The sequence below is a fragment of the Ornithinibacter sp. genome (assembly GCF_035443565.1).
Taxonomy (GTDB): Bacteria; Actinomycetota; Actinomycetes; order Actinomycetales; family Dermatophilaceae; genus Fodinibacter.
On record NZ_DAORSO010000004.1, the window covers coordinates 1 to 14,485 of the forward strand.

The window sequence follows — 14,485 nt, forward strand, 5'->3', positions numbered from 1 at the left end:
GCAGGCGCAGCCTGGCCGCCCGGGTGCTCATCACCCGGTCAGCCTAGGCGTAGGGGCCGACTGCCCGCGGTGACGGGGTCAGCGGCGGGCGGGCCCGACGAGGACGACGAACACGACGGCCGCCGCGGCGCACGGGCTGCCTCCGGCGCTGGTCCCGTCGGTTCGTGCCAACGGGACGTAGGTGGCCAGGGCCAGCGAACCCAGGGTGGCAGTGAGGGCGAGCAGGGCCCACCAGGCGGCCCCCACCTCGAGCCCTGCGGGCATGGAGGTGCGGGCTGCCCACAGCACCAGGGGGAACGCGACGGCGGCCGTGACGAGGCGGCGGCGGTGCAGCAGGACGTCGGCCCAGCGGCTGCGCCTCGGTGCCAGGGGCCGCAGGGCTTCGATGTCCGGGACGGACCAGGCGTCACGGCCCTGCGTGACCGGCGGGGTCACGAGCGGGTCACCAGCCGAAGGCGTTGCCCAAGCGCTGAGGAGGAGCGGGCTCCTCGTGGCACGAGCAACGGGCCTCGGCCGGGACGCTGGCCATGACCATGTCGGCGTGCATGCCGCACCCGGCCCAGGTCGTCTTGCCGCAGGAGTGACAGGTGGCGGGGCTGCACATGGATGACCTCACAAAGGGGGTAGAGGAGTGGTGTCGAAGATAGCGTAGGACATACCCCAGGGGGTATGCAAGGCGAGTGGATAAGGGGGCCCCGGGAGGTCGTCGCGGCGCGCAGGGAATCCCTTCGCTCTCGCTCGGGCCCGACGGCCCGCCTCAGCGACCCGAGCCGAGGTGACGCGACCGGATCGCCACCGCCCCGAGCAGGGCAACGACCACCGCGACGAGGCCGAAGCCGAGCCCCGGCCGCAGGGGGATGGCGATGCCGATGGCTCCCCCGAGCACCCAGAACCCCTGGAGGATGGTCTCGGACCAGGAGAACACCCGGGCCCGCACGTCGTCGGCGATGTCGCGCTGGATCAGGGCGTCGAGGCAGAGCTTCGCGAGCTGACCGAACAGCCCCGTCGCGAGGCCCAGCAGCACGAGCGCCCACACCGAGTACAGGATCGAGGTGGCGAGGGCGGCGCTCAGGGCGACGAGGGCGATCGCCGTCGCCATCCGCTCAGGAGGTGGTGTCCGCCTGCGGTTGCCGATGACCGACCCCAACGCGTTCCCCGCCCCAGCGGCGCCCGCGACGAGCGCGAGGACGACCGGCCCGGACCACCCCGGGATCGGGTGCTCGCGCATGAGGAAGGCGAGGAAGAGGGTGAGGAACCCCGACAGGACGCGGGCTCCGCAGGTCACCCAGAGCGTGAAGCGCACCAGCGGCGGCAGCGCACGCAGGCGTCGAGATCCGCCCTCGAGGGTCGGCAGCGGGGCCTCGGAGACGGGGATGCCGTCGACGTCGACCTCGCCCGTGGTCGAGTCGACCCGCGCGGGAAGCCGGATGGCGAGCACCGTCGCCGAAACGTAGATGGCGAAGGCGAGGCGCAGCGACCAGTCGGGCCCGATGCGTGACAGGGCGCCCGCGAGGCCGCCGCCGAGCGCCATGCCCACCAGTCCGGCGATGTTGAGGCGGGCGTTGGCCGTGACGAGGGTGATGCCGTCGGGCAGCAGCCGGGGGACGGCGGCGGCGCGTGCCACGGCATACGAACGACTGGCCACGAGGCACCCCAGGGCCGCGGGGAAGAGCCACGCGCTGTCCTCGACCACGGCCGAGGCCAGCACCCATGCGAGGAAGGCCCGAGTGGCCAGGGTCGTGCCGAGCGCCCACCGGCGGCCGTGCCGGAACCTGTCGAGCAACGGCCCGATGAGGGGGGCCAGGAGCACGAACGGAGCCATCGTCAGCACGAGGAAGAGGGCGACCCGACTGCGCGCCTCGTCGGTGGGCAGGGCGAACACGGTGCCGGCCAGCGAGACGGTGAGCGCGGCATCCGCGGCGACGTTGACCGCGTGCAGCTCGGTGAGGCGCGCGAGCCCGGTGTCCGCGGCTCCGTCGGCGCTCGCGAAGGAGCGGAACCGGCGGCCGGCCGCTCGCCCCCCGGTGCCGACGGCGCGGATGCCGGCGCGGCCCCCACGCCCGACCGTGCGCCCCGCGTCGGTCACGCGCTGTCGCATGCCGGACGTGCTGCGAGCGCCGGGGCCTGCGGGGTTCGGCGGAGTCGGGGAGTGGTCGTTCGTGGTCATGACCCTCCGATCCTCTCCCGCGGGGCCGCCGCCGAGCTGCCAGAAACGCGGACGTTCGGTCGCTGCCCGGCAATTACCGGCCACGCGGCGAACTGCTGCGTGGCGATCGCAGTGCTGCGTCGCCATCGAAGTGCTGCGTCCGCGCGTGCTGGGCGGCTCCGGAATGGCCACCGGCGGCGAGGCGTTGAGCAGCCCGTGAACACCCCCATGTCGATGGCAGAGCGCTACACGCAGGCCCGTGGCCTGTTCGAGCACGGCGAGTACCAGGCCGCCGCCGACTCCCTGCGTGCCCTCGTGGACGAGAGCGCCCTCGAGCCACCGCTGCACGGCACCACCGAGCTGCGGGTGCTGCTCGGCCGGGCCTACTTCCACTCCGCACAGCTCGGCCGCGCCGAGACGGTGCTGCGGACGGTGCTCATCGAGCACCCGGACGACGCCTACGCCAACCTCGTGCTCGGCCGCACCCTCCAGCGCCTCGGCCGGGCCGCTGATGCCCGACCGCACCTCGCGATGGCCGAGCTGCTCGGTGGCTACGCCGGCACGGGCCGGCTCCCGGCAGACACGTCAGACCCGACGGACTCATCGGCGTGAGCGACTACGGGCACGACCTCGAGTTCGGTCTCTTCCCCACCCCGGATGCCGCGCGCCCCCACCGCGTGCTGGAGCTGGCGACCCTGGCCGAGGTCAGCGGTCTCGACCTCGTGAGCGTGCAGGACCACCCGTACCAGGCGCGCCACCTCGACGCGTGGACCCTGCTCTCGGTCATCGCTGCCCGCACGTCGACGGTGCGGGTCGCCCTCAACGTCGCGAACCTGCCGCTGCGCAACCCCGTGGTGCTGGCCCGATCGGCCGCCTCGCTCGACCTGCTCACCGGGGGGCGGGTCGAGCTGGGCCTGGGCACCGGTGCCTTCTGGGACGCCATCGAGGCGGCGGGTGGCACCCGGCTGACCCCCGGCGAGGCCGTGACCGCCCTCGAGGAGGCGATCGCCATCACCCGGGCGCTGTGGGCGGGGGAGGGCAGCGTGCGGGTGAACGGTGAGCACCACCGAGCCCGTGGCCTGCACTCGGGCCCCGCGCCGGCGCACCCGATGGGTATCTGGGTGGGGGCCTACAAGCCGCGGATGCTGCGCCTCACCGGTCGCCTCGCCGACGGCTGGCTGCCCAGCCAGGGCTACGCCGCCCCCGAGACCCTCGCCCCGATGAACGCCCGCATCGACGAGGCGGCCCTGGCCGCGGGTCGTTCACCCGAGGCCGTGCGCCGGCTCTACAACGTCTCGGGCACCTTCGGCTCGGGGGCCGGCTTCCTCCGGGGCCAGCCGCGTACTTGGGCCGAGCAGCTCGCCGAGCTCACCCTCGAGCAGGGCATGGCGACGTACATCCTCGCGACGGACGACCCCGACGACGTGCGCCGCTTCGGTGACGAGGTGGCACCTGCCGTGCGCGAGCTCGTCGCGGCGGAACGTGCCCGGCGGGCCACGCAGCCCTCGGATGCCGTGGCGCGGGATGCCGTGGCGACCTCGCCCTCGCGGGTGGAGGCCTCGGCGTCGAGTGTCGAGCCGTCCGCGGGTGCGCCCCGGGTCAGCTCCGGGGCACCGGCCGGGGGGCGTGAGAACCGGCCCGTCGTCACGCCGACGCCCGACGACGGCAGGCGGCTCACCGGCATCCTGCCGTGGGACGAGGCGAGCCGGCCGACCTACCCGCGCCGCGCCGACGCGCAGGAGCAGGCTGGGTACGGCCCGGCCCAGCTCGCCGTGCCCCAGCACCTCATCGACGTGCACAACCACCTGAGGTCCGAGCTCACCCAGCTGCGCGACGTGGTCGACCAGGTCGTGCGCGGGCACCTCCAGGTGGGGGCTGCCCGGTCAGCGGTCAACGCCATGACGATGCGCCAGAACAACTGGACGCTCGGGGCGTACTGCGAGTCGTACTGCCGCATCGTCACCGGTCACCACTCGCTCGAGGACGCCGCGATCTTCCCGCACCTGCGAGCGCAGGACCCCGACGCCCGCCCGGTGATCGACCGGCTCGAGGAGGAGCACGAGGTCATCCACGACGTGCTCGACGACGTCGACCGGGCGCTCGTGGCGCTGGTCGCCGACGAACCGGGGGCCCTGGACCGCCTGCGGCACGTCGTCGACCTGCTGACCGACACCCTGCTCTCCCACCTGGCCTACGAGGAGCGCGAGCTGCTGCACCCGCTGGCCCGGCACGGCATGACCCGCTGACGTTCAGACGCGGGGAGAGGTGTGAGCGGCCTCCAGGGCCAGCAGGTGCTCCTTCGCCGCGGCGCCCCCGGCGTAGCCGCCGACCCCACCGGATGCCGGCAGCACCCGGTGGCAGGGCAGCACGATGCACAGCGGGTTGCCACCGAGCACCGTCCCCACCGCGCGCGCAGCGCCGGGGTGCTCCACGGCTGACGCCAGCTCGCCGTACGTCGTGCGCTCGCCGTAGCCGACCCGCGCCGCGAGCCCGGTGAGCACCTCGCGCTGGAACGGCGAGGCGAGCGCGAGGTCGGTCGGCACGTCGACCGAACGGGCACCTCCGGTGAGGTACGCCGCGAGAGCCCGGCGAACGGCATCCGTCGGGGAGGGGTGACGCAGCACCCGCGGGCTCACGGTTCCCGCGATGCGCGTCAACCACCGGTCCTCGGATGCCGTGTCCGGGGAGTACGCGCACGTCACCACCGCGCCGGTGGAGCGCACGGCGATGAGCAGTCGCCCGACGGCGGTGTCCTCGAGCACGTAGGAGACGTCGGTGGGCTCGAGCACGGGCGGACCGGCCAGCGGCGGGTCGAAGGTGGCGAAGGGGTTGGTCATGGCTGGTCCCGGAGGTCGAGGCGGAGGGTGGCGATGGCGTCGCTGACGAGGCGCCGGCTCATGCCCGGCGAGGTGCCGAGCGCCGCCGCCACCGCGCGGTGGTCGAGGTCGCCGACGAAGCGCAGCACGACGGCCTCCCGCTGGCGCTGCGGCAACGCCGCGACCCGGGCCCACAGGTCGCCGTCGGGCACCTCGGGCGGGAGATGGGCCGGGGCCTGGTCGAGCAGTGACAGGTCGTCGTGGGGGGTGGTGCGGCGGGCGGTGCGGTGGTGGTCCATCGCGCAGCGGTGCGTGATCGTGAGCAGCCACGACCGCAGGTTGCGCGCATGGGTGAGCCGCGGATAGGCGGCCAGCGCCTGCGTCCAGGCCTGCTGCGCGACGTCGTCACCGTGGCCGGGCGCGAGGCCGTGCGCGAGGCGGGCGACGTCGCGCCAGTGCTCGTCGACGAGGTGCTGGAAGGGGGGAAGGCTCACGATGGTGCAACGGTAGGCCGCCCGGATGTGTGAGCACGGCCCTTGCGTCCGGCAGATTGGTCGTCGGGGCGAGCAAGGTGCCGGACGTAGCGCACCCTCACCGGAGCGTCCGGCGGGTCGGATGCCGAGAGCGGCCACGTTCGCGCGCCGGATGTGGAACCGTGGCCCTGTGGAGGTCGTGTCAGAGGGGCTGAGCAAGCCCGAACCGCGGCGGGGCGGCCCGCTGGTCATCGCGCACCGAGGGGCGAGCGACGAGGAGCCCGAACACACTCTGGCGGCGTACCGCAGGGCGTTCGCCCACGGCGCCGACGGGGTCGAGTGCGACGTGCGGCTGACGGCTGACCACCACCTCGTCTGTGTGCACGACCGCCGGATCGAGCGCACCTCCAACGGGCGCGGAGTGGTGTCTGCTCTGGAACTGGCCCTTCTCGAGGAACTCGACTGGGCCTCGTGGAAGACCGCGCACCGCCCCGGCGACACCGAGCTGCCCGAGGCCGACCCCGAGCGCGGCCACCTGCTCACCCTGCGGCGCCTGCTCGACACCCTCGTCGACACCGGTCAGGAGGTCGTCACCCTCATCGAGACCAAGCACCCCACGCGCCACGGCAGCGACGTCGAGAAGGCGCTGGTGCACGTCCTGCGGGCCTTCGACCTCGCCGGGGGTGACGTGCCGGGCCGCCCGCACGTGCGGATGATGTCGTTCTCCCACACCGCCCTTCAGCGTGCCCACCGGCTGGCGCCGAAGCTGCCACTGGTCTACCTCGTCGACGCGACGCGTCCGCGGATGACGTGGGACGGCATCCTGCCCGCCGGCATCGGGGCCGTGGGCCTGGACGTGCGGATGCTGCGCAACCCGCGAGCCGTGCGCGCGTTCCAACGCCGTGGTCACCAGGTGTACGTGTGGACCGTCGACACCGACGACGACATCACGCGGTGCCTGGACCTCGGGGTCGACGTCATCATCACGAACCGGCCTGCACACGTTCTCGATCGGATCGCTGCCTCGGGTTAGGTTGGTTCGATGACCCCTCCTCCGCCGCACGCGTCGCACTCGTCCGCTGATGACGACGACTCCGCAGAGGTCGGCTCCCGGCGCACCGGCGAGAGCGGTCTCGTCGTCGTCGAGTCCTCCGGCCCCGGGGTGGACAGCATCATCTGCACCGTCCGGCCGCCGCACGACCCGTCGTCGGTCGGTCGCATCCGGCGCGAGATCGTCGCGGACCTCCAGGCCCGCGAGATGCCCGACGAGCTCGTCGACGAGGCCGAGCTCGTGGCGTCCGAACTGGTGACGAACGCGCTGCGGCACGCCCGGCCCCTGTCCGACGGCACCATCCGGGTGCGCTGGAAGATCCGCGGCGAGGTCGTCGAGGTCGAGGTGACCGACGCCGGCGGTGACACCGTGCCGCACCCGGCGCCGCGCACCGTGTGGCTCTCGTCGGGGCGGGGGCTGCGCATCGTGCGGTCGATCGCGCACGAGTGGGGCGTCACCGAGGACCGCACCGGCACCGTCGTGTGGGCCACCCTCGGCGGCCCCAGCCGCCGCCGCGCCAACTGAACGCTCCCGGCATCCGATAGCGCCCCGGTCCCGCCGCGGCCTCGTCACAACGTTCTCGCCCGGTGCCAGGACCTTCACCTTCGCACCGGAAATGAAGTGGTGTCATGGTGAAGCTTGTGGCATCGGGCGAGAAAGTTCCGGCTGCGGAGGTGGCCTCCGGAGGGCCTGCGCGCCGCGGGCCGTTAGGGTGACGCGCATGGGCAAGGCATCTCGACGTCAGCGTGGAACCGAGCGTGGCACCGCGCGCTCCCGTCCCGGGCCGGTGCCCTTCGAGCGCCGCCCCTTCGAGGGCTTGGCCGGTGAGACCGACTGGGTCGCGATGCGCGAGATCCTCCCGGCGGCCACGGCCACGGTGAGCCTGCGTCCCGAGCACGTGCCGGACGGGGCGCCCACGGAGGTGACCGTCGCGACCGTGCTGCCGATGGCCTGGCCCGGCCTGCACCGCGCCGACGGCACCGTGTTCGTCGGCACGCAGTCGGGCAACGCCAGCGGCGACGCCTCGCGCGACCTCGCCGGGCAGGTGCTGGCCGCGCTGGCCGCCGAACCGGGCAACCCCGTCGTGACGACGGCACCGGCCACCGCCGACAGCCCGCGCCTTCAGGACCTGCTCACCGACGACACCACGTTCGAGGTCACCGTCCACGAGGGCTTCGACTTCTGGGTCGAGGGCCAGGAGCTCGAAGGGGATGCCGCGGCGTCCCTCGAGCGGGCCAACGAGACCGTGGTGCCCACGACGAAGATGGCGGCCCTGCCGTCGGCCTACTGGGTGCGCATCGGCGACCGGGCCCACATCCGCCTCGTGCTCCCCGACGACGAGGACGCCGCGACCGACGCCCTCGCCCGCCTGCACGCCAGCGGCGACGACGCCCTCGGCGGCGACACCCGCCTGCTCGGGGCCTTCCGCGCCTGCGGCCTGCTCGTCCCCGTGTGGGACCTCGACCCCGAGCTCGGTGCCGACGACTACGAGGACGAGCTCACCGCGTGGTCCACCCGCTACGCCGCGGCCCTGGCCTCGACCGAGTCGCTCAGCGCCGACGAGCGCCGCGCCCGTTCCGGCCTGCTCAGCCGTCAGGTGACCCTGCGCTGATGAGTGCGCTCGCCGCGCAGGTCTCCGCCGTCATCCCCTGCAAGGACGAGGCCGACCGCATCGCGGCCACGGTGCGCGCCGTGGCGGCGCTGCCGCAGGTGGGGCGGGTCGTGGTCGTCGACGACGGCAGCACCGACGACACCTCCCGCGTCGCTCGTGAGGCCGGTGCCGACGTCGTGCGCCACGAGCGCAACCGGGGCAAGGCCGCCGCGCTCGAGACGGGCGCCCGGCGGGTGCGCGAGCTCGAGCGCGCGGATGCCGCGGCCCCCTGGCGCAGTGCCCTCCTCTTCGTCGACGGCGACCTCCAGGAGACAGCCGCCAACCTGGGGGTGCTCACGACGGCCGTCCTCGACGGCACCGCCGACATGACCATCGCGACGCTGCCGGCCCAGATCACCGCGGGGGGCGGCCGGGGGCTCGTGGTCAACCTCGCGCGACGCGGCATCCGGCACCTCACCGGGTTCACCGCGGTCCAACCGCTGTCGGGCATGCGCTGCGTCGGGCCCCGCGCCTTCGACGCCGCGACCCCGCTCGCCCGCGGCTGGGGTGTCGAGACCGCTCTCACGGTCGACGTCCTGCGCGCCGGCCTCAGCGTGCTCGAGGTGCCCTGCGAGCTCCAGCACCGGGTCAGCGGCTCGGACTGGCGCGGGCAGCTGCACCGGGCCGGCCAGTACCGCGACGTCTGGCTGGCCCTGGTCGCCCGCGGCTGGCGGCCGTGGCACCGGGACTGACCCGCGCCCACCGGCTCTGCGTCGGTCTGGCCGTCGCGCTGCTGCTGCTCGTCGGCGCCTCCCGCCCCAACGCGGCCACGCCCGACCTCTCCCCGAGCGGGTGGGGCCCGGGCACCCTGGTGCCGATCACGCTGGGACCGGGCGCGGTCACTGGGGTGCTGTGGACGGCATACCTCGTCGGTGGTCTCGCGGTGCTGCTCGGCCTGCGCGCCGGGGTGGGGGCGCTGCGCACGTGGGCCCTGCCCCTGGGGTTGGGCGCCCTGGCGCTGCTCACGGCACCGTTCGGTTCGGGTGACCACCTCAACTACCTGGCGTACGGGCGGATCCTCGTCGGCGGTGGCAACCCCTGGGTGGAGTCACCGATCGACTGGGCCGGTGGCGCCGACCCGGTGACCAGCCGCGTCGAGGCCCCGTGGACCACCGAGCCGAGCGTCTACGGCCCGTTCGGGGCGCTGCTGCACGGGCTCGCGGCGCTGCTCGGGGGCGACTCGCTGCGCCAGGGGGTCTGGGTGTGGCAGGTGCTCGTCGTCGTGGCGTGGCTCGGGGTGCGCTGGGTGCTGCGCCGCGTGCTCGACCCCTCGGCGCACGGACGGGTCGACGTGCTGTGGACGCTGAACCCGCTGGTGTTCGGGGTCGGCGTGCTCGGGGCGCACATCGACCTCATCGCCGCTGCCCTCGCGGTCGTCGCCGTGGGGGTGGTGGTGGCGCGGCCGGGGGTGGTCGGCGCCGTTCTCGGCGGGGGTGTCGTGGCCTTGGCCGGCTCGACGAAGTTCACGTATGCCGTCGTGGGGGCCGGGATCGTCGCGGCCTGGTGGCTGGTCGGGCTGCGTGGGGGCGGGTTGGTGCGCCGGGTGGTGGCCCTCGGGGGTGGGTTCGTCCTCGTGGCCGGAGTGCTGCACGCCTGGGCCGGGCCGCACGTCTACGACCAGCTGATGCGCTCGCGCCAGGCCGTGTCGCTGGCGACCCCGTGGCGGCCACTGCTGGAGTGGGGCCGGGACGTGTGGGGCAACGAGCAGACCCGGGTGGCGATCAGCCTCGGGGCGGCCGTGCTGGCGGTGCTGTTGGCGTGGTGCCTGCTGCGCCTGAGCCGCCCGGCTGCGCGTCCCTGGAGAGACCTGTTGGCCGATGGAGGGACGGATGCCGTGGCCCCACCCTCGGATGCCGTGGCACCGGTCGCGCTCTGGGTCACGGCCTGCCTGTCGTTGGCCTTCTCGCTGGCCGCGCCCTACTCGCTGCCCTGGTACGACCTGCTCGTGTGGGCCGCGCTGCCGGCACTGCTTCCCGGCCTCGTCGACCTCGTGGCCCTGGTTCGGCTGACCGCCCTGTCGATCGCCTACGTGCCGGGCCGGGTGCTGGGCATGACCCCGCAGGTCGAGGAGCTCACGCTCGGGGTCCGTCGAGAGGTGGTGCCGTGGGTGGGTGTGGCGCTCTGGGTGCTCGTCATCGTCGCTGGCGTGCGGAGCGGGTCTGCGCTGCGGCGCGGGCCTCGTCGAGCAGGTACGTGACCGATGCCGAGAGGATGAGCGGCACCGCCAGGGTGGCGCCGACCGCGGGGATCGCCACCCCCGAGTCGTTGATGAGGAAGCCGATCGTCAGGGTGATGAGCAGGGCGATCAACCCGGCCCGCAGGGTCGGGGCCTGGTCGTAGGAGCGCTGCATGGCCCGCGACCCCCACGACGTCGGCCGGGCCAGCACGTAGATGACGAAGACCAGCGCGGCAGGCACGAGCAGGGTCAGCGGGGCGTTGCCGAGCAGGATGCCGAGGTTCTGCTCGCCCTTGCGGATGACGACGTCCAGGGCGTTGCCGTCGACGATCGACTGGATGAACCGCCCCAGGTGACTGCGTGACGCGGCCGGGCGCAGCCAGTCGGCGACGCCGATGAGGAAGAACAGCGCGACCACCGAGCCACCGATGAGCAGCACGCGCTTCCACGTCATCGCGATGCCGAGCACGGCGAACACGAGGTAGATGATGCCGGGGATGAGGGCAGGCGGCCCGCCGCCGTCGGCCCCCCAGAACGGCATGGCGTTGATGACGGTCGCGCCCCCGCCGATGGCGGCCACGGCGATGGCAGCGGCCCTGCGCCGGTTCTGGAGCACCAGCCACGACGACACCGCCGTGCACAACAGGATGGTGGCCGTCGCGAAGAGGGCGAAGGTCGTGTTGCCCATGCCGTAGAACCGGCCACCGACCACGGGCTGGAGGCCCATGAGGGATGACAGCTGGAGCCTCGCCCCCGTCATGATGTCGACCGCGAGCACGAGCATGGTCACCGCCGACACGAACGCCATCGGGCCCAGGGCGAAACCGCGCCACGGCCCTCGCAGTGCCGCCGTGGCGATGAGCGCGACGAACACCCCGACCACGGCCACGACGGCCACCATCTCGATCGGGAAGCGCCACCACGGCACGAGGTTGGCGAGGAAGGTCGAGACGGGCACGCTCGCGGCCGCGACCGCGAGCACCCGCACCCGCGAGAGCACCTTCACCCGGCTCGCCTCGGTGCCGAGCCGTCCCTTCCACACGAGCAGGACGATGAGGTAGATGACGAGCTGGCCGTACGCGAAGACGGTGAAGAACGGCTCGACGAGGCTGTGCACGTCGTGGCTCGCCTCGTCGTAGTCCCGCAGGGTCGTCAGCCGCTGCTGGGCCCGCTGCTGGGAGTTGTCGGGCGCGGACTTGACGGTCATCGGGGCGCCGTTGACGGCATCCGGCACCGGGAGCCCCACCGAGGCCAGCACCGTGGCCGTGATGTCGGGGATCTGGGCGAGCCCCTCCTGCTTGGTCGACCCCGACACCAGCACCCCGGGCCCGAAGTGCGGGCCCCGCGCGATGACCAGCCGAAGACGCTCGCTCGTCCCGGCATCCGAGAGGGAGGCGACGATGTACTCGGCACCGTTGGGGCCCGCGGCGATGACCTCGCCGATGCGGGCGTCGATGGCGGCGACCTGGTCGGCGCGGCTGCCGGGGGCGACCTCGCCGGGCGCGACGTCGTCGGGGTCACGCACCGAGCCCACGTCGACGAGGGTCACGGGGCAGGCGTTGAGGTCCTCGAGCAGGGTGTCGGGCGACCACGTCGAGTACTGCTCGACGGACCCGGCTGCGGTGGCGCCACCCACCGCGGCGAAGGGGTCCACCGCCCGCACGCAGAGCCCGCCCGCAGCAGCGGTGTCACCGAGCAGGCCGAGGTCGGCGACGAAGCGCCGGTCGGCAGCCGCCGAGACGTACTCGGACCACGTGCTGACGGCACCCTCGGGGGTGACGGTGGGTGGCGGCGGGCACGGGCGGTTGGCGGGGTTGTCGGCATCACCCGTTCGTTCGGCCGAGGCCCGGCTGCCCGAGGAGACGCCGAGCCAGCCGTCGATGGGGCACGTGTTGGAGTTGACCGACCGGGCCACCAGCGCCGCGGAGGCACCGTCGCGCAGCAGGACCCACAGGTTCGGGGTGGTCGTCTCGTCGACGTCGGACCAGCTGATGCCGCCCGTGCCGACGAGGACGACCGCGCCGGCGGGGTCGTCCATGGACGCCGCCGGGGTGGATGCCGCTGGGACCGTGGCCGCCGTGGCCGCCGTGGCCCACGGCGCGGCACCGACGAGGACACCCGCGGTGAGAGCCACCAGGGCGACGACGACGGCAACGGCTCTGCGCAACACGGGGACACCCTACGGGCGCCTCCCGTGAAGTCGCTGAACGCCGGGCGGTGGACGGCCGAGGACCTCGATGCCCCGCGCGACCGGCAGAATGGGCCGGTGAGCACCCGAGCAGCCGGCGTCGTCCCGTGGCACCGGTGGCTCCTCGCCGCGGGGCTCATCGCCCTGGCGTCGCTCCCGGTGGTGCTGCGCTACCTCGTGTTCTGGCCGATGGACCAGTGGCAGGTCGACGTCGAGGTCTACCGCGAGGCCGGCGTGTCGATCCTCACCGGTCGGCCGATCTACTCCGCGCTCACCGAGAGCCCGCAGCTGCTGCCGTTCACCTATCCGCCGTTCGCGGCGCTGCTCTCGATCCCGTTGGCGTTCATGCCCTTTGCCGCGGCCGGGTGGTTGTGGACCGCGTTGCAGGTGCTCGCGACGACGGCCATCGTCTGGTACGCCGGGTACCGGCTGATCCACCGGGCGGACGGCTGGATGCCGCTCGCGCTCGCCGCCCTCACGGCGCCGATGCTGTGGCTGCACCCGGTGAGCGACGGCATCCGCTTCGGTCAGGTCAACGCGTTCATCGTGCTCGCGTGCCTCATGGACCTGCGCTCACCCCGCCCGGGGGTGCTCCGGCACGTGCCCCGCGGGGTGCTCGTCGGGTTGGCGATGGCGGTCAAGCTGACGCCCGGGGTCTTCGTCGTGCACTTCCTGGTGACCCGGCGCTGGCGCGAGGCCGCGACTGCGGTCGGCACGGCGGTCGCGGTGACGCTCGGGATGTGGGTGCTGATGCCGCACGCCTCCTTCGCGTTCTGGGGTGGGGCGCTGCAGGACCCCGCCCGGTTGGGGCCGAACATGGGCACGTCCAACCAGTCGCTGCGCGGGCTGCTGCTGCGCATCGGCCCCGAGGGGATGCCGGGCACGGTGATCTGGTTGGTGCTCGTCGCCGTCGTGGGGTGGCTGGGTTTCGCGCTGGCGCGACGCCTGTACCTGCAGGGTGACTCGATCGGTGAGGTCGCCGCGGTGGGGCTGATGGCCTGCCTGCTGTCGCCGGTGGCCTGGATCCACCACTTCCACTGGATCGTCGTCGTCATCTTCGCCCTGCTCGGGGCCGACCCGCTGCGAGACCGGCGGCGGCTGTGGGCCGGGCTCGGGGTGACGGCGTTCTTCCTGTGCCGGCTGCCGTGGTGGGGCATCTCGTGGCTGAACCAGCCGACCTGGCCCGAGCTGCCCGGGCGGTTGCTGCAGAACGCCGATGTGGCCGGGGCGCTCGCGGCGCTGGCGCTGCTCTGGTGGGTGACCCGCGACGAGCCGGCCGAACCAGCCGAGCCGAACGGTCAGAGGACCCCGGCGATCTCCAGCGCGGAGTAGCCCGCCAGCACCAGGCACACCGTGCCCCCGACTCGGCGGATCGTCGACAGCTTCATCCGGGTGAGCAGGGTGCGCCCGAGCCCGGCAGCCAGCCCCGACACGGTGGCCAGCGCCAGGAAGGCCCCGACGAACACCGAGAGCGGGTCGTCGTAGCGCACGACCAGCGACGCCGTGAGGATCTGCGACAGGTCACCCCACTCGGCGAGGAACAGGATGGTGAAGCACAGGCTCACCACCCGCCAGCCCACGACCTGCTTGGCGGCCTTGGCGCCGAACTCCTCCTCGGTCTCGGCCTCCTCCTCGTCGGCATCGCCGGCCCCGCGCAGCAGCAGGATGCCGCCGATGAGGAACAGCGTCGCGGCGACGACCTCGACGAGGGTGCGCGGCAGCTGGGCGAGCAACCCGCCGGCGGTCACGGCGATCGCGGTCTGCACGAAGAACGCGAGGCAGACCCCGATCCACACGAGCAGCGGCCGGAACCGGGTGGCCATCACCAGGGTGGCGATGAACGTCTTGTCGGGGAGTTCGACCACGAAGATCGTTCCGAAGACGATGGCGACGGTCGCGAGGTCGAGAGGCACGGCATCCACCCTAGTTTTGCCGCGGGGTGGAATGCGCGGGCGTCCGGATTCGCGACGGCCTAGCCTGTCGC

At 73.5% G+C, this 14,485-nt stretch carries 15 protein-coding genes; 8 read left to right on the top strand and 7 right to left on the bottom strand.

All coding sequences use genetic code 11. The features are described 5' to 3' along the window. Positions 1–78 precede the first annotated feature (78 nt). From PLL68_RS01060 to PLL68_RS01065, 3 genes are all read right to left on the bottom strand, one after another. Entirely contained in the window at positions 79–435 is a 357-nt protein-coding gene (locus PLL68_RS01060; protein ID WP_324530820.1) for a hypothetical protein, read from the bottom strand. 7 nt (positions 436–442) lie between these two features. Next, entirely contained in the window at positions 443–604 is a 162-nt protein-coding gene (locus PLL68_RS15860) for a DUF8730 family Cys-rich protein (RefSeq protein ID WP_502910584.1), read from the bottom strand. Between the two features lie 153 nt (positions 605–757). Further along, positions 758–2,167, bottom strand: a complete 1,410-nt coding sequence (locus PLL68_RS01065; protein WP_324530822.1) for an MFS transporter — start codon at positions 2,165–2,167, stop codon at positions 758–760. A 195-nt stretch (positions 2,168–2,362) separates the two neighbouring features. Here PLL68_RS01065 and PLL68_RS01070 point away from each other — a divergent pair, with 195 nt between their 5' ends. Continuing rightward, positions 2,363–2,758, top strand: a complete 396-nt coding sequence (locus tag PLL68_RS01070) for a tetratricopeptide repeat protein (RefSeq protein ID WP_324530824.1) — start codon at positions 2,363–2,365, stop codon at positions 2,756–2,758. Continuing rightward, complete coding sequence (locus tag PLL68_RS01075) at positions 2,755–4,392, top strand: LLM class flavin-dependent oxidoreductase (RefSeq protein WP_324530826.1); 1,638 nt, start codon at positions 2,755–2,757, stop codon at positions 4,390–4,392. Before PLL68_RS01070 ends, PLL68_RS01075 begins: the two co-directional genes overlap by 4 nt. 3 nt (positions 4,393–4,395) lie before the next feature. Here PLL68_RS01075 and PLL68_RS01080 read toward each other — a convergent pair whose 3' ends face one another. Next, positions 4,396–4,983: a methylated-DNA--[protein]-cysteine S-methyltransferase gene (locus PLL68_RS01080; RefSeq protein ID WP_324530828.1), complete on the bottom strand. Its 588-nt coding sequence runs from the start codon at positions 4,981–4,983 to the stop codon at positions 4,396–4,398. Continuing rightward, entirely contained in the window at positions 4,980–5,456 is a 477-nt protein-coding gene (locus PLL68_RS01085; protein WP_324530830.1) for an RNA polymerase sigma factor, read from the bottom strand. The genes PLL68_RS01080 and PLL68_RS01085 overlap by 4 nt, the downstream gene beginning before the upstream one ends. 169 nt (positions 5,457–5,625) lie before the next feature. Here PLL68_RS01085 and PLL68_RS01090 point away from each other — a divergent pair, with 169 nt between their 5' ends. The 5 genes from PLL68_RS01090 (at position 5,626) to PLL68_RS01110 (ending at position 10,334) form a co-directional block, all read left to right on the top strand. Further along, positions 5,626–6,468, top strand: coding sequence for a glycerophosphodiester phosphodiesterase (locus PLL68_RS01090; RefSeq protein ID WP_324530832.1), 843 nt, complete (start codon positions 5,626–5,628; stop codon positions 6,466–6,468). Positions 6,469–6,477: 9 nt separating this feature from the next. After that, positions 6,478–7,011 (top strand): ATP-binding protein, encoded by a 534-nt coding sequence (locus PLL68_RS01095; RefSeq protein ID WP_324530834.1) that lies wholly within the window; start codon positions 6,478–6,480, stop codon positions 7,009–7,011. 196 nt (positions 7,012–7,207) lie between these two features. Continuing rightward, the gene (locus tag PLL68_RS01100; RefSeq protein WP_324530836.1) at positions 7,208–8,098 is read left to right on the top strand and encodes a DUF5926 family protein; all 891 of its coding nucleotides are present in this window, start codon (positions 7,208–7,210) and stop codon (positions 8,096–8,098) included. Then, positions 8,098–8,829, top strand: a complete 732-nt coding sequence (locus PLL68_RS01105; RefSeq protein ID WP_324530838.1) for a glycosyltransferase — start codon at positions 8,098–8,100, stop codon at positions 8,827–8,829. The genes PLL68_RS01100 and PLL68_RS01105 overlap by 1 nt, the downstream gene beginning before the upstream one ends. Beyond that, positions 8,814–10,334 (top strand): MptA/MptB family glycosyltransferase, encoded by a 1,521-nt coding sequence (locus PLL68_RS01110; RefSeq protein ID WP_324530840.1) that lies wholly within the window; start codon positions 8,814–8,816, stop codon positions 10,332–10,334. Before PLL68_RS01105 ends, PLL68_RS01110 begins: the two co-directional genes overlap by 16 nt. Here PLL68_RS01110 and PLL68_RS01115 read toward each other — a convergent pair. Beyond that, entirely contained in the window at positions 10,270–12,483 is a 2,214-nt protein-coding gene (locus PLL68_RS01115; protein WP_324530842.1) for a hypothetical protein, read from the bottom strand. The genes PLL68_RS01110 and PLL68_RS01115 overlap by 65 nt on opposite strands. A gap of 96 nt (positions 12,484–12,579) precedes the next feature. On the opposite strand from PLL68_RS01115, the gene PLL68_RS01120 reads away from it, so the two are divergent. Further along, positions 12,580–13,833 carry a glycosyltransferase 87 family protein gene (locus tag PLL68_RS01120; RefSeq protein WP_324530844.1) on the top strand — a complete coding sequence of 418 codons (1,254 nt, stop codon included), beginning with the start codon at positions 12,580–12,582 and terminating at the stop codon, positions 13,831–13,833. Here PLL68_RS01120 and PLL68_RS01125 read toward each other — a convergent pair. After that, positions 13,800–14,414 carry a TMEM165/GDT1 family protein gene (locus tag PLL68_RS01125; RefSeq protein ID WP_324530845.1) on the bottom strand — a complete coding sequence of 205 codons (615 nt, stop codon included), beginning with the start codon at positions 14,412–14,414 and terminating at the stop codon, positions 13,800–13,802. The two genes, PLL68_RS01120 and PLL68_RS01125, sit on opposite strands and share 34 nt — an antisense overlap. Positions 14,415–14,485 lie beyond the last annotated feature (71 nt).

Excerpts from the sequence above, each read along its gene's own strand:
- PLL68_RS01100 (WP_324530836.1), top strand. The coding sequence starts at position 7,208 with ATGGGCAAGGCATCTCGACGTCAGCGTGGAACCGAGCGTGGCACCGCG.
- PLL68_RS01065 (WP_324530822.1), bottom strand. The coding sequence starts at position 2,167 with ATGACCACGAACGACCACTCCCCGACTCCGCCGAACCCCGCAGGCCCC.
- PLL68_RS01105 (WP_324530838.1), top strand. The coding sequence starts at position 8,098 with ATGAGTGCGCTCGCCGCGCAGGTCTCCGCCGTCATCCCCTGCAAGGAC.
- PLL68_RS15860 (WP_502910584.1), bottom strand. The coding sequence starts at position 604 with ATGTGCAGCCCCGCCACCTGTCACTCCTGCGGCAAGACGACCTGGGCC.
- PLL68_RS01095 (WP_324530834.1), top strand. The coding sequence starts at position 6,478 with ATGACCCCTCCTCCGCCGCACGCGTCGCACTCGTCCGCTGATGACGAC.
- PLL68_RS01080 (WP_324530828.1), bottom strand. The coding sequence starts at position 4,983 with ATGACCAACCCCTTCGCCACCTTCGACCCGCCGCTGGCCGGTCCGCCC.